Source organism: Pseudomonas sp. B111 (genome assembly GCF_026428275.1).
GTDB classification, from domain to species: domain Bacteria; phylum Pseudomonadota; class Gammaproteobacteria; order Pseudomonadales; family Pseudomonadaceae; genus Pseudomonas; species Pseudomonas aeruginosa.
Window position 1 is genome coordinate 2829620 of record NZ_CP097857.1, and the last position, 13972, is coordinate 2843591.

The window sequence follows — 13972 nt, forward strand, 5'->3', positions numbered from 1 at the left end:
CTGATTAGGGCTCAGCGCCAACGAAGGAAGCGCCATCATGTCGGGGAGTTCGCTACGCATCGTCGTTCCAGCGCTGCTGGTCATCGTCGGCTCCGTGCCGGCGAACCTCCCGCCCGCGCATGCGGCGGACGGCACGATCGTCGTCCAGCGCCAGGTCCAGCCACGGGTCGCCTACCGTCCGAGCATGGTGCCCGACCCACATCCCACCGTCGTCGACACCAACGTCTCCGCCGAGGTCAACGCCCTCGCCAACGGGGCTGCCAGCGGCAATACCGTGAGCCGCGAACTGGGCGATGCCGACTTCGCCATCGTGACCAGCGGTTCCGGGATTCGCAGCATGATTCTCCCCGGTGGCGCCCTGCCGGGTTTCGCCAACCAGCCGGCGAACCCGGCGACGGTCCAGGCCGTCGGCAACCTCGGCACCACCCACGGCGCGGGAGGCGGCGCCGGCGCCGGCCTCGCCGGGCAGATCAACGGCAGCCTCAAGCAGGGCCTGGCGCCGCTGCAGATGCTCGGGGGTGGTCAATGAAGCGCCTGTCCGCCCTCCTCCTCGCCTTCGCCTGTATCGCGTCGCTCCAGGCCGACCCGCTGGCCTCACGCAATCGCGCCAGCATCGATGCCAGCGGCACCTACCGCGGCAACTTCGCCCTCAACCAGGCCGCCGGCGACGCCCAGCAACAGAGCAACGTTCGTGTCGTCGCGGTCGGCTCCGCGGCCCTCGTCGGCAGCGACCAGCGCCAGCATCTGCAACTCGACGCCAGCCAGCCGATCGCGGCCAGCGCCAGCATCTCGGGGGCGGCGCTGCGCGGCAGCGGCATCCTCGGCGTCAACCAGGGCGCCGGCCTCGGCAACCAACAGATCAACGCCTTCCGGCTGAGCGTCAGCAACGGCCCGGAAAGCCTGGATGACAGCGTTCTCGCGCAAAGCGTGGCGCTGACCAAAGTCTCCGGTTCGGCCACTCCGGTCCCGGGAGGACGCAGCGTCTCGACGGACGATCGCGCCTTCGCCGGGAGCAGCGGCGTGGTGCAGGTGAACCAGAGCGCTGGGGTGGGCAATCAGTCGATGAACACCCTCAGCGTCAGGGTCATGGAATGACTCTGCCAAGCCAACACAAGCCCAACACTAAGCACAGAAATGCAAGGAGAAACGCCATGAAAGCGACTATGGTCCTGACCCCGCTGGCCCTGGCAATGGCTGCAGTGCTGTCGGTATCGGCCTACGCCGGAAACGAAGGTGGCTGGCACCCGCCGAAACCCAACCCGCAGTCGAACAACAAGGGCGGAGCCACGGCCCTGGTGGTGGATACGCAGCAGAACTACAACAACAAGGTCAGCAACTTCGGCACGCTGAACAATGCCTCGGTGAGCGGCTCGATCAAGGATGCCTCGGGCAACGTCGGGGTCAACGTCGCCGCCGGCGACAACAACCAGCAGGCCAACGCCGCCGCGCTGGCCAGCGCCGACGCCAGCTTCGTGTTCGGCACCGCGACCGCCAGCACCAGCGTGCTGCAGAGCGGCTACGGCAATACGCTGAACAACTACTCCAACCCCAACACCGCATCGCTGAGCAACTCGGCCAACAACGTCTCGGGCAACCTGGGCGTGAACGTCGCCGCCGGCAACTTCAACCAGCAGAAGAACGACCTGGCCGCCGCCGTCTCCAACGGCCAGTACAGCACTGCCGGTAGCGCCGCGTCGCAGACCTCCACCGGCAACACCACCGTCAACAGCGCCAACTACGCCTATGGCGGCACCTACGTGTCGCTGAAGCTGAACGCCGACGGCAGCTACAAGGGCACCTCCGACCAGATCGGCGACGTCTACCTCGACACCTGGGAAGGCCAGACCCATCCGGGCGGCAGCAATACCGGCCACATCGACGTGGACAGCCAGGCCCAGGGCGCCAAGGACCTGAACCACGACGGCGGCGCGTTCGCCTTCAAGGAAAAGGGCGACGTCGACCTGAAAGGCACGGTGTCCGGCTTCATCCCGGCGATCGTCGGCTTCAAGACCCCGGTCACCAACAACGCCAGCCTGAGCAACTCGTTGCAGAACGTCTCGGGCAACGTCGGGGTGAACATCGCCGCCGGTGGCGGCAACCAGCAGAGCAACTCCCTGTCCATCGCCGCCGGTTGCAGCAGCTGCCCGGCCGGTGGCGAGAGCCTTGGCTTCTGATCCTGGCCCAGGGGTTCCGGCGCCAGCCGGAACCCTTTTCCATCCGACACAGGAACCGGCCATGCGCACGCTCATCCTTTCCCTGCTGCTGCTCGTCGACCTCACCGCCCAGGCGGCGACCCTCGGCTTTCCCGCCCTGCCCGGCGGCGGCCTGGTCTACAAGCAGGTGCAGAGCATCCGCGAGCGGCGCTTCGCCGACCTGGTCGAGCAGAAGACCGATTTCAGCTGCGGCGCCGCGGCCCTCGCGACCATCCTGGAGAAGGCCTACGGCGCCCCGCTCGACGAGCAGGCGGTGATCCAGGGCATGCTCGCCCACGCCGACCCGGAGATCGTCCGCACCCAGGGCTTCTCCATGCTCGACATGAAGCGCTACGTCGAATCCATGGGCATGCGCGCGCGCGGCTACCGGATCGAGGCGGCGCAACTGGAACAACTGAAGATCCCCGCCATCGTGCTGATGGAAATCCGCGGCTACAAGCACTTCGTCGTCCTGCAACGCACCCAGGGCGAGTACGTGTACGTGGGTGACCCGGCGCTGGGGCACAAACGCTACGCGCTGACAGAGTTCGCCAAGGGCTGGAACGGCATCGTCTTCGCCGTGATCGGCCAGGGATACGACCGCGGCAATCCGCTGCTGACGCCGCCCGAACCGCTGACCGCGCGCAATCGCCTGGACCGCTTCAAACCGGTCAGGGACGCCGAACTGATGGAGTTCGGCTTCATCCAGAGCGATTTCTTCTGATCGCAGGAGCCGGATGCTCCGGGAGCACGCCATGTACACGCACCACTGCTTCGTCCTCGCCTGCTGCCTGGGCGCTGCGCTGCCCGCCCCCGCCAGCGACCTCTTCGCCCCCGCCGAACTGAGCGACCAGGAGCTTTCCCAGTTGCGCGGGCGCTACGTGCTGCCGGGGCGGATCGTCAGCTTCGGGGTGACCATGAGCAGCACCTGGCAGAACGCCAGCGGCCAGGTCCTCGGCGCACGCGTCGACCTGCAGGTGCGGCAGAACCTGGCGCGCCCGGTCCTCAACGTCACCCTGGTCGATCGGCCAGGCGACGCCCCGCCACCCGTCGCCGGCAACGGCCAGGTCCTCGGCGGCGCCGGACTGGCGCAGACCCAGGGGGTCAGCCAGAGCATCCGCACCGCCGGCGACCACAACAGCGCCAGCAATGGCGTCAGCATCGAGGTCCGCCACGGCGAGGCGCCGCCGCCACTGCCGGGCGGCACGCCGCTGGAAGGTGCGCTCGCCCTCAGCGGCGAGACCGGCACGGTCAAGGTCACGCCGAACGGCGGCGCCCTGCAACTGGCGATCCAGGCCAGCGGCCAGGGCGCCAGCCTGCAAAGCCTCGGCGCCGGCGGCCTGGTGCAGAGCGTGGCGCTCAGCGGAAACCGCAACCTGGTGCAGAACCTGGCGGCGCTCGAGGTGATGCTCAAGGACCGGCCGGGCGCCGATCCGGCACTGAATTGCGCCTGGGAGCAATTGCGCGCGCTGCGCCCCAGCGGCTACTGAAAGTTGATCTAGTCTGAAATCACTGTGCTATCGGAAGGCCATAGAAACGGAACGGCAAACATGACCCAGACACTCTCGCTGCGAGCTGTCCTCTGCGCCACCACCCTGGTTTCCCCGTTCCTGGCGCAGGCCGCGACGGAATCCGAGGTCGAGGCGCTGAAGAAGGAACTCCTGGAGCTGCGCCAACGCTACGAGGCCCAGCAGAACGCCCTGATGGTCCTCGAACAGCGCGTGCGCCAGGTCGAGGCGCAACCCCAGGCGCCGCAGCCGCAACGCCTGGTCAAGTCGATCCAGCCGCCGGCGCAGGCGCGCAACGACGCCAACGCGGTCGCCGGCACCTACGGCGCCAGCCTCAAGGACGATGGCGCGCCCGCGCCCAGCGTGGAAAACATCTACCAGGACGCCAGCGGCTTCTTCGGCGGCGGCACCTTCAGCCTGGAGACCGGCCTCACCTACAGCCACTACGACACCCGCCAGTTGTTCCTCAACGGCTTCCTGGCGCTGGACTCGATCTTCCTCGGCAACATCGGCGTGGACCAGATCGATGCCGACATCTGGACCCTCGACCTGACCGGCCGCTACAACTGGAACCAGCGCTGGCAGGTGGATATCAACGCTCCGGTGGTCTATCGCGAATCGACCTACCAGTCCGCCGGCGCCGGCGGCTCGACCTCGCAGATCACCGAGAAATCGGTGACCGGCGACCCACGCCTGGGCGACGTCAGCTTCGGCGTCGCCTACAAGTTCCTCGACGAAAGCGAGAGCACCCCGGACGCGGTGGTCAGCCTGCGGGTCAAGGCGCCCACCGGCAAGGATCCCTACGGCATCAAGCTGAAGCAGGTACCGGGCAACAACAACCTCAACGTGCCCGACGACCTGCCCACCGGCAACGGCGTCTGGTCGATCACCCCGGGCATCTCGCTGGTGAAGACGGTGGACCCGGCGGTGCTGTTCGGCAGCCTGTCGTATACCTACAACTTCGAAGAGTCGTTCGACGACATCAACCCGCAGCAAGGCGTGAAGACCGGCGGCAAGGTCAAGCTCGGCAACTGGTTCCAGCTCGGCGTCGGCGTGGCCTTCGCGCTGAACGAGAAGATGAGCATGTCGTTCTCCTTCTCCGAACTGATCAGCCAGAAGAGCAAGGTCAAGCAGGACGGCCAGAGCTGGCAGACCGTCAGCGGCAGCGACGCCAACGCCGGCTACTTCGGCCTGGGCATGACCTATGCGGTGAGCAACAGGTTCAGCATCGTGCCCAGCCTGTCCATCGGCATCACTCCGGACGCGCCGGACTTCACCTTCGGCGTGAAATTCCCCTACTACTTCTGAGGGGCCACCGTTCGAGCCTGGGCATGCCTTACCCCTCGAAGGGATGCGTGAGCCTGGGAGCGGTCCTCGCCTAGCTGCGCAGGGCGGATAACGCCGCAGGCGTTATCCGCCGGTAGCAACGGCACCGTCCCTCTCAAGCCTCGCCAGCGAGCGCCCGCTCGACTTCCTCGCGCGAGGGGATCGAGGTCTGCGCGCCGAGGCGGGTCACCGAGATCGCCGCGGCGGCCTGGCCGAAGCGGATCGCCGCCGCCTCGTCGAGGCCGCGCGCAAGGGCCGCGGCGAAGCCACCGACGAAGGTGTCGCCGGCCGCCGTGGTATCCAGCGCCTTGACCCGCGCCACCGGGAAATGCTCGACCCGCCCCTCGCCCACCAGTAGGGCGCCCTGTGCGCCGAGGGTGACGATCACCCTGCCGGCGCCCATTTCGCGCAGGCGCTCGGCGGCACGCCCGGCGCTCTCCAGGGAGTCCACCGGCAGGCGGCAGAGCAGTTCGCTTTCGGTCTCGTTGGGGACCAGGTAGTCCACCAGCGGCAGCCAGTCCGCCGGCACGTCGCGGGTGGCCGGCGCCGGGTTGAGGATCACCGTCTTGCCCAGTGCATGGGCCCGGCGCAGCACATGGCCAACCGTCTCCAGCGGGCTTTCCAGCTGGCAGACCACCACCTGCGCCTGCTCCAGCAAGTGTTCGTGGCGCGCCAGCACGGCCGGCGACAGGTGGCCGTTGCCGCCGGCGACGATGACGATGGCGTTCTGGCTGCTGTCGTCGACCACGATCAGCGCCACCCCGCTGGACTCCCCGGCCACCCGCTCGACGCCCTGGCAGTCGATGCCCTCGGCCTGCAGCGCGCGGTACAGCTGGTCGCCGTAGGCATCGTCGCCAAGGCAGCCGATCATCGCCACCCCAGCGCCGAGACGCGCCGCGGCGACCGCCTGGTTGGCGCCCTTGCCGCCGGGAATGGTGGTGAAGGACTGCCCGGCGAGGGTCTCGCCGCCCCGTGGCAGGCGCGGCGCGCGCACCACCAGGTCCATGTTCAGGCTGCCCACCACCAGTACTTTCGCTTGCATCGTTGCGTCCTTGTTCCAGCCTCTCTCTAGCGAGGGCGCCCCCGGCGCCCGGTTCAGACCCGCACCAGCGGCGGCGCGGTGGATTCGCGCAGGACCAGCGCCGGCGCCACCACCCGCCGCTGCATCGGCTCCTCGCGCTCGGCGATGCGTTGCAGCAGCAGTTGCGCGGCGATCTCGCCAAGCAGGCGGATCGACTGGCCCACGGTGGTCAAGGCGGGAAACACGAAGCGGCTCAGCTCGATATCGTCGAAGCCGATCACCGACAGTTCGTGCGGCACCCTGATATTCAGCTCGGCCGCGGCGCGCAGCACGCCGATGCCGATCATGTCGTTGCCGGCGACGATCGCCGTCGGTCGCTCGCCCTCGCCGCCCAGCAGGCCGAGCGCCGCGTGGTAGCCGCCGGGGCTGCTGAACTCGCTTTCCAGCAGCCACTGCGGGCGCACCTCCAGGCCGGCCTTGGCCATCGCCCGCCGGTAGCCCTCGACCCGCAGCGTCGAGACCTTGGTCGACAGCGGCCCGCCGATGCAGGCGATGTCGCGATGGCCCAGTTCGAGCAGGTGGCGGGTCGCCAGGTAGGCGCCCATCTCATGGTCGATCTGCACCCGGTCGGCTTCCACGCCTTCCACCTCGCGGTCGACGATCACGGTCGGCGTGCGCATGTTCGCCAGCCCCTTGGCCAGCGCGCCGTCGCCGCCGGCGGACGCCAGGACCAGGCCGTCGATGCGTTTCTCCTGGAGCACGCGCAGGTAGTTGGCCTGCTTCTGCGGGTTGTCGTCGGAGTTGCAGAGGATCACGCAGTAGCCGTTGCGCTCGCAGCAATCCTCGATGCCGCGCGACAGCTCGGCGAAATACGGGTTGGTACTGTTCGGCACCAGCAGGCCGATGATCGAGGTGGTGCGCACCTTCAGCGAGCGCGCCACCGCGCTGGGCACGTAGTGCAGCTGCGCGATGGCGTCCTCGACCTTCTTGCGCACCGCGTCGCTGACCGGCCGCGTCCTGTTCACCACATGCGATACGGTGGTGAAGGAAACCCCCGCCATCGCCGCCACGTCCTTCATTGTCGCCATCGTTCAGCCCTGTCTGCGGGCGCGATGGCTGCGGTAGGTATCCAGCACCACCGCTACCACGATCACCGCCCCGGTAATGATTCGTTTGGTCGGCTCCGACGCACCGATCTGCGCCAGCCCCGCCGCCAATACGGAAATGATCAGCACGCCGAAGAAGGTGCTGACCACCGAACCTCGCCCGCCCATCAGGCTGGTGCCGCCGATCACCACCGCGGCGATGACCTGGAGTTCCAGGCCGACCCCGGCGTTGGGATCGGCCGCTTCCAGACGCGAGATCTGGAACAGCGCGGCCAACCCGGCGAGCAGCCCCATCAGGGCGAATACTGCAATCTTATAGGGTTTCGGGTTCACACCGGCCAATCGCACCGCTTCTTCGTTGGTGCCGATGCCGATCAGGTAGCGGCCGAACACCGTGCGGGTGAGCACCGCCTGGGCGGCGAACATCACCAGCAGGGCGATCACGAAGGCCGGCGAGATGCCGAACGCCAGCGGATTGGACAGCCAGGCATAGGCGTCGCCGATATAGGCCGTGCGCGAGTCGGTCATCTGGTAGGCCAGCCCACGGGCCATCTCCAGCACCCCGAGGGACACGATGAACGAGGGAATCCGCCAGGCCACCGTGATCGAACCGGTGACGCAGCCGGCCAGGGTCGCGCAGGCCATCCCGAGCATCGCCGCCGGCAGCACGCCCCAGCCCCAGCCGAGCGTCGCCAGGCTTACCGCCGAGGCCGCCAGGGCCAGCACCGAACCTACCGAGAGATCGATGCCGCCGACGATCAGGATGAAGGTCATGCCCACCGCCAGCACCACCAGGTCGGGGATCTGGTTGGCGATGGCGAGGAAGGTGCCATAGCTGAGGAAGTGGCTGCTCAGCGCCGAGAACAGCGCGATCATCGCCAGCAGCGCGCCGGCCAGGCCGAGGTAGGTGCCCAGGCCGAAATAGTTGCCGCGTCGCAGGGTTGGCGCTGCGGCGGCGGTAGCGGAAGACGTCGGGTCGCTCATTTCTGGTTCCTTGCGTTGCGTGTTCACGACGTCGCCAGCAGCGCGTCGCGTTTCTTGTAACCGGCGAAGGCCGCCGCCAGCAGCGCGTCCTGGGTCCAGGCGTCGCGCTCGAAGGTGTCCACCATACGTCCCGCCGAGAGCACGCCGATGCGATCGCAGATCAGCATCAGCTCGCGCAGGTCGCTGGACACCACCACCAGCGCCTTGCCCCGGCGGGTCAGTTCGGCGAGCAAGGCATAGATGTCGAACTTGGCGCCGACGTCGATGCCACGGGTCGGCTCGTCGAACAGCAGCACCTGGCAGTCGCGTTCCAGCCAGCGGCCGATCACTACCTTCTGCTGGTTGCCGCCGGACAGTTCGCCCACCGCCTGCGCGGTGTCCGCGCAGCGCACCCGCAGCGCCTCCACCTGGCGCCGCGCCAGGGCCTCCTCGCGGCGCCGGTCGATCACCCCGTGGCGCGCCAGCGCCGGCAGGTTGCCCAGGGCCAGGTTGGCGCTGATCGACTGGTCCAGCAGCAGGCCCTCGCCCTTGCGGTCCTCGGTGATCAGCGCCACCCCCTGGCGCACCGAGTCGGCCGGCGAACGCAGGCTCAGGCGCTGCGGCGGATCGCCAAGCAGGACCTGACCGCCGTCGGCACGGTCGGCGCCGTAGATCAGGCGCAACAATTCGGTGCGCCCGGAGCCGATCAGTCCGGAAATGCCGAAGATCTCCCCCGCGCGCACCTCGAACGACACCTCATGCACCTTGCCGCGCCGGCTCAGCCGCTCCACCCGCAGCAGCGGCGCGCCGATCTGCCGTGGCCCCAGGTCGAAGCGCTCACCCAGCTCGCGGCCGACCATCAGGGTCACCAGTTGGTCGGCGTCGTAGCGCTCGATCGGCTCGACGCAGACCAGGCGGCCATCGCGCAACACCGCGATGCGCTGCGAAATCCACGCCAGCTCTTCCAGGCGATGGGAGATGTAGACGATCGCCACGCCGCGTTCGCGCAGCCGCTCGACCTGCTCGAAGAGCATGTCCACCTCGCGCGCGGTAAGCATCGCCGTGGGTTCGTCGAGGATCAGCAAGCGGCAGTCGCCGATCAGGTTGCGGGCGATCTCGACCATCTGCTGGTGGCCGATGCCGAGGTCGCCGACCAGCGTGTCGGGATCGATCGCCTCCAGGCCGACCTGGGCCATCGCCTCGCGGGCCGCCGCGCGCAGGCGCCGACGGTCGATCCAGCCGGCGCGCCGGGGCAGGTCGTGGAGGAACAGGTTCTCCGCCACCGACAGGGTCGGCAGCAGGTTCAGTTCCTGCATCACCATGCGCACGCCCAGCGCCTCGGCCTCGCGGCGGCTAGCGGGGGCGTAGGGCCGGCCGAGGAGTTCCAGGCTGCCGGCGCCGGGACGCTCCAGGCCGCCGACGATCTTCGACAAGGTGCTCTTGCCGGCGCCGTTCTCACCGGTCAGGGCCAGCACCTCGCCGCCGAACAGTTGCAGGTCGATCTCCGCCAGCACCGGCTGCGCGTAGGTCTTGCCGACCCCGCGGATGCTCAGCAGCGGCAATGCGTCGCTAGACATGGGAAGGCTCCATCGGACGGCTCAGGGCGCGGTCACCAACTCGACAGGCGTCTCGACCACGCCGTCCTTCTCATGTTCCGGGGTTTGCCCGGCGAGCAGCTTGAGCGCGGTCTGGATACCGAACACCGCCTGCTTCGCGGCGAACTGGTCGGCAGTGGCCAGCACCCGGCCATCCTTGAGCATCGGCTTGATCGCCTGGATATTGTCGTAGCCGACCACCTTCACCTGCCCGGCGCGGCCCGCCGCGCGCACCGCCGATACCGCGCCGAGGGCCATGCTGTCGTTGCCGGCGAGCAGCGCCTTGAGGTCAGGATGCTCGTTGAGCATCGCCGAGGCCACCGCGTTGCCCTTCTCGATTTCCCAGTTGCCCGACTGCAAGGAGACGATCTTCATCCCCGCCGCGTCCATCGCATCCTTGAAACCGGCGGTGCGCTGCTGGGCATTGGTGGTCGTGGAGACCCCTTCGATGATGCCGACCTCGTCGCCGGCCTTCAGTCGCTTCGCCAGATACTCGCCGACCAGCCGCGCACCCTTGCGGTTGTCGGGCCCGACGAAGGGCACGCCGATCTTCTTCGCCTGCAGCACCTGCGGGTCGAAGCGGTTGTCGATGTTGACCACCACGATGCCGGCGTCCAGCGCTTTCTTCACCACCGGCACCAGCGCCTTGGAATCGGCCGGCGCGATCACCAGTGCGTCGACCCCGGAAACGATCATCTGCTCGACGATGCGGATCTGGCTGGAGGTATCGGTCTCGTCCTTGATGCCGTTGGAAACCAGTTCGAACCGGTCGGCATGCTCCTTCTGGTAGGCCTTGGCGCCGTCCTCCATGGTCAGGAAGAACTCGTTCGCCAGCGACTTCATCACCAGCGCGATCCTGGGCTTCTCGGGAGTTTCCGCGTGGACGGCGGACAGGGGCAGGAACGAGGAACAGGCAGTCAGCACAACGGCAGCCAACAGGCGCCGGGAAGCGACCCGCTTCATGGTGTATCCTCCAGCTTTTCTTATCGTTGTATTGAGGCTTTTCCAGGAGATTATCCAGACGCAAACGTTTGCGCCAGGTGAATATGCGTCGATCTGACAGATTCTGTCAATCGCCATGAGCAACTGTCGCGAACCGGTCGGGATCGGTTGGATTCTAGTTCGCTACGGCTGGGAAACGCAGGATATTTTGCTTGGCCGGCAGATCTCCCGCCGGCCGCTCAGCGCAACCGGTGCTTGTGCAACAGGCGGTAGAAGGTCGGCCGCGACACCCCGAGCATCCGCGCGGCCACGCTGAGGTTGTCGCCGTAACGGGCCAGCGCGTCGCACATCGCCTGGCGCTCGGCGCAGAGCTTGTAGACCTCCAGGCTGGACAACGGCGGGCCGTCGCCGCGCGCGCACTCCAGGCCGAGGTCCTGGGCCTCGATCTGCCGCCCCTCCGCCAGGACCAACCCGCGACGCACCCGGTTGGCCAGTTCGCGGACATTGCCCGGCCAGGCGTGCATCGCCATCGCCGCCAGCGCGTCCTCGCTGAAGCGGCGCGGGCGGCGGCCGGTCTCCAGGCTGTAGAGCCGGGAGAAATGATTGGCCAGCAGCGGCAGGTCCTCGCTCCGTTCGCGCAACGGCGCGGTGCCGACCTGCAGGACATTGAGCCGGTAGTAGAGGTCCTCGCGGAACGTCCCGGCGTCGATCGCCGCCTCCAGGTCGACATGGGTCGCCGCCAGCACCCGCACGTCCACCTCGACCGGCCGGTTACCGCCGACCCGCTCGATCTGCTGTTCCTGGAGAAAGCGCAACAGGTTGGCCTGCAACTCCAGCGGCAGGTCGCCGATCTCGTCGAGGAACAGAGTGCCGCCGTCGGCCGCCTCGATCCGTCCGACCTTGCGCTGGTGCGCGCCGGTGAAGGCGCCCTTCTCGTGGCCGAACAGCTCGGACTGGATCAGGTGCTCGGGAATCGCCCCGCAGTTGATCGCGACGAACGGCTTGTCCACGCGCCGCGACTGCCGGTGCAGGGTACGCGCGACCAGTTCCTTGCCGGTGCCGCTCTCGCCCCGGATCAGTACCGGCGAGTCGGTCGGCGCCAGCTTCGCCAGCAGCCGGCGCAGGTCGCGTACGGCCAGGCTCTCGCCGAGCAGTTCGTGCTCGCCCTCGGCATCGCCGGGCACCGTGCCGCGCCCGCGCAGGCGGGCCATGCCAAAGGCGCGGCCGAGGGTCACCTGCACCCGCGCCATGTCGAACGGCAAGGTATGGAAGTCGAAGAACCATTCGCAGACGAAATCGCCGACGCCATTCAGCGGCAAGGTGTCCGGGCTGAGCACGGCGATCCACTCGGTGCCGCTGCGGCTGATCAGGTCCTTCACCGTCTCCGGCCGCTCCAGGTGGAACGGCCGCAGGCGCAGCAGGCCGACGTCGCAAGCGCGTTCGCGCGCCGTTTCCAGCGCGCAGCTGTCCACTGCCCAACCCGCCTCGCGAAGGCCCGGCAACAGGCGCCGGCAATCGTCGCACGGGTCCACCACCAGCAGACGGCGGAGGTTCGATGCATCTAACATGTGTGCTCCTTTGCGGCGCCAATTCTTTGAACCGTCATAAAAACGGCATGTTGGCGCTCTGAAAGGAAAATCTAGCAATTTTTTGACGCGCGAAAGTGAATCTTTGTTTATATCGCCAATGCCGAAATCGTCTTATCAGTCGTAGCCGCGACGCTTGACTTCCAGGCGCCGGACGAACTCCTCCAGGACCAGCTTGTAGAGGTCGTCGCCGAGGTAGACATCCTCCACCCCGCAGTCGATGTTCGGGTTGTCGTTCACCTCGATCACCACCACCTTGTCGCCGGCCTGCTTCAGGTCTACCCCGTAGAGGCCGTCGCCGATCAGGTTGGCGGTCTTCACCGCCAGCTCCACCACCTTGCGCGGCGCCTCGTGCACGGGCATGGTGCGGAAATCGCCGCTGACCTCCTCGGCGTCCGGGCTGTGGTCGTAGATCTGCCAGTGGCCCTTGGACATGAAGTACTGGCAGGCGAAGATCGGCTTGCGGTTGAGCACGCCGATACGCCAGTCGTACTCGGTATAGAAGAACTCCTGGGCAAGGATCAGCACCGAGCGCTCGAACAGCTCGGCGCTGGCCGCCAGCAACTGCTCCTGGTCCTCCACCTTGATCACCCCGCGCGAGAAGCTGCCGTCGGGAATCTTCAGCACCAGCGGGAAGCCCAGGCGCTCGCCGACCTTCTCCAGTTCCTGCGGGTTCTCCTTGTAGAGAATCTCGGTGGCCGGCATGCCCAGCTTGTGGCTGCGCAGCAGGTCGGCCAGGTACACCTTGTTGGTGCAGCGCAGGATCGACACCGGGTCGTCCATCACCACCAACCCTTCGCTCTCGGCCTTCTTGGCGAAACGGTAGGTGTGATCGGCGACATTGGTGGTCTCGCGGATGAACAGCGCGTCGTACTCGGCGATCCGCGAATAGTCCTTGCGCTCGATCAGGTCGACGTCGATGCCGAGGCTGCGGCCGACCCGCACGAAGTTCTTCAGCGCCTTGGCGTCGGAGGGCGGGAACGCCTCGCCGGGGTCGTGGAGGATCGCCAGGTCGTAGCGGAACGGCTTGCGCGAACGCGGCTTGCGCCAGATCTGCCGACTGAAGCTGTCCAGGGCGTTGGCGAAGAGGTCTTCCTGGTCCTCGCGCAGCTTGTGGATGGCGCCGGGCTTGATGCCCTCGATGTGCCAGGTGCGGTTGCGCTTGAACTCCACCAGCAGCAACGGGCAGGGAAACGCCTCGAACAGTTGTCGCGCCAGGTCCTGCAGCGGCTCGATATCGGTACGGCCGAAATACAGGGTCAGGGTGAAACCATCGGTGCTGCCGTAGGGGTGCGCGGCCAGGGCCTTGTCCAGGGTGCGATCCAGATCTTCCAGGACCAGGCTGTACAGCGACTTCCTGGCCAGCTCGCTGATCGTCCGCACCGAGGGGATCACCTTGTGCCCGCGCGCCTCGGCGAGCAGCGAGCAGTAGTAGCCATGGCGCAGGTACTTGTAGTGCCGGCACAGGTTGATCACCTGGACCCGCTTGCCAGTGTCGTCGTCGATGGGCAGTTCCAGGTATTCCTGGGCGGTGACCACATCCTCGCTGGGGTAATAGGACGTCCAGTCTTCCTTGCGTTCCACGATGATGAACAGCTTGCTCACGACACCTCCCGGGGGGACAGCGAAACCACGGCGCATTCGGAACCGGCTTGCCGGCGCACGCATCCCGGCCAATACTCGGCGGGAATCCCTTGCGAAACCGCTCTATGGCGCCTGCCAGCAAACCGAAG

The 13972-nt window shown here is 67.4% G+C and carries 13 protein-coding genes; 6 read left to right on the forward strand and 7 right to left on the reverse strand.

Going from position 1 to position 13972, the window contains the following annotated elements; translation table 11 throughout:
• Window positions 1-37 precede the first annotated feature (37 nt).
• The 6 genes from M6E97_RS13085 (at window position 38) to M6E97_RS13110 (ending at window position 5008) form a co-directional block, all read left to right on the forward strand.
• Window positions 38-529, forward strand: coding sequence for a hypothetical protein (locus M6E97_RS13085; protein ID WP_003117397.1), 492 nt, complete (start codon window positions 38-40; stop codon window positions 527-529).
• Window positions 526-1095, forward strand: coding sequence for a hypothetical protein (locus M6E97_RS13090; RefSeq protein WP_003111321.1), 570 nt, complete (start codon window positions 526-528; stop codon window positions 1093-1095). Before M6E97_RS13085 ends, M6E97_RS13090 begins: the two co-directional genes overlap by 4 nt.
• A 56-nt stretch (window positions 1096-1151) precedes the next feature.
• Window positions 1152-2174 carry a hypothetical protein gene (locus tag M6E97_RS13095; protein ID WP_003113480.1) on the forward strand — a complete coding sequence of 341 codons (1023 nt, stop codon included), beginning with the start codon at window positions 1152-1154 and terminating at the stop codon, window positions 2172-2174.
• A gap of 61 nt (window positions 2175-2235) precedes the next feature.
• Window positions 2236-2916, forward strand: a complete 681-nt coding sequence (locus M6E97_RS13100; protein WP_003117395.1) for a C39 family peptidase — start codon at window positions 2236-2238, stop codon at window positions 2914-2916.
• 13 nt (window positions 2917-2929) lie between these two features.
• The gene (locus tag M6E97_RS13105) at window positions 2930-3682 is read left to right on the forward strand and encodes a hypothetical protein (RefSeq protein ID WP_016561808.1); all 753 of its coding nucleotides are present in this window, start codon (window positions 2930-2932) and stop codon (window positions 3680-3682) included.
• A gap of 60 nt (window positions 3683-3742) precedes the next feature.
• Window positions 3743-5008, forward strand: a complete 1266-nt coding sequence (locus tag M6E97_RS13110; protein WP_003088309.1) for a transporter — start codon at window positions 3743-3745, stop codon at window positions 5006-5008.
• 133 nt (window positions 5009-5141) lie between these two features.
• Here M6E97_RS13110 and rbsK read toward each other — a convergent pair whose 3' ends face one another.
• From rbsK to M6E97_RS13145, 7 genes are all read right to left on the reverse strand, one after another.
• Window positions 5142-6068: a ribokinase gene (gene rbsK / locus M6E97_RS13115; RefSeq protein ID WP_003088307.1), complete on the reverse strand. Its 927-nt coding sequence runs from the start codon at window positions 6066-6068 to the stop codon at window positions 5142-5144.
• 53 nt (window positions 6069-6121) lie between these two features.
• Complete coding sequence (locus M6E97_RS13120; protein ID WP_003119158.1) at window positions 6122-7135, reverse strand: LacI family DNA-binding transcriptional regulator; 1014 nt, start codon at window positions 7133-7135, stop codon at window positions 6122-6124.
• A 3-nt stretch (window positions 7136-7138) separates the two neighbouring features.
• On the reverse strand, window positions 7139-8137 hold the full coding sequence (locus tag M6E97_RS13125) for an ABC transporter permease (RefSeq protein ID WP_003088303.1): 999 nt from the start codon (window positions 8135-8137) through the stop codon (window positions 7139-7141).
• Window positions 8138-8160: 23 nt separating this feature from the next.
• Complete coding sequence (locus tag M6E97_RS13130) at window positions 8161-9693, reverse strand: sugar ABC transporter ATP-binding protein (RefSeq protein WP_034005620.1); 1533 nt, start codon at window positions 9691-9693, stop codon at window positions 8161-8163.
• Between the two features lie 21 nt (window positions 9694-9714).
• Window positions 9715-10674 carry a sugar ABC transporter substrate-binding protein gene (locus tag M6E97_RS13135; RefSeq protein WP_012614246.1) on the reverse strand — a complete coding sequence of 320 codons (960 nt, stop codon included), beginning with the start codon at window positions 10672-10674 and terminating at the stop codon, window positions 9715-9717.
• Window positions 10675-10892: 218 nt separating this feature from the next.
• Window positions 10893-12221 (reverse strand): sigma-54 dependent transcriptional regulator, encoded by a 1329-nt coding sequence (locus tag M6E97_RS13140; protein WP_004363675.1) that lies wholly within the window; start codon window positions 12219-12221, stop codon window positions 10893-10895.
• 135 nt (window positions 12222-12356) lie between these two features.
• A complete protein-coding gene (locus tag M6E97_RS13145) occupies window positions 12357-13844 on the reverse strand; it encodes a RimK family protein (RefSeq protein WP_003088294.1) in 1488 nt (495 codons plus the stop codon).
• Window positions 13845-13972: the final 128 nt, after the last annotated feature.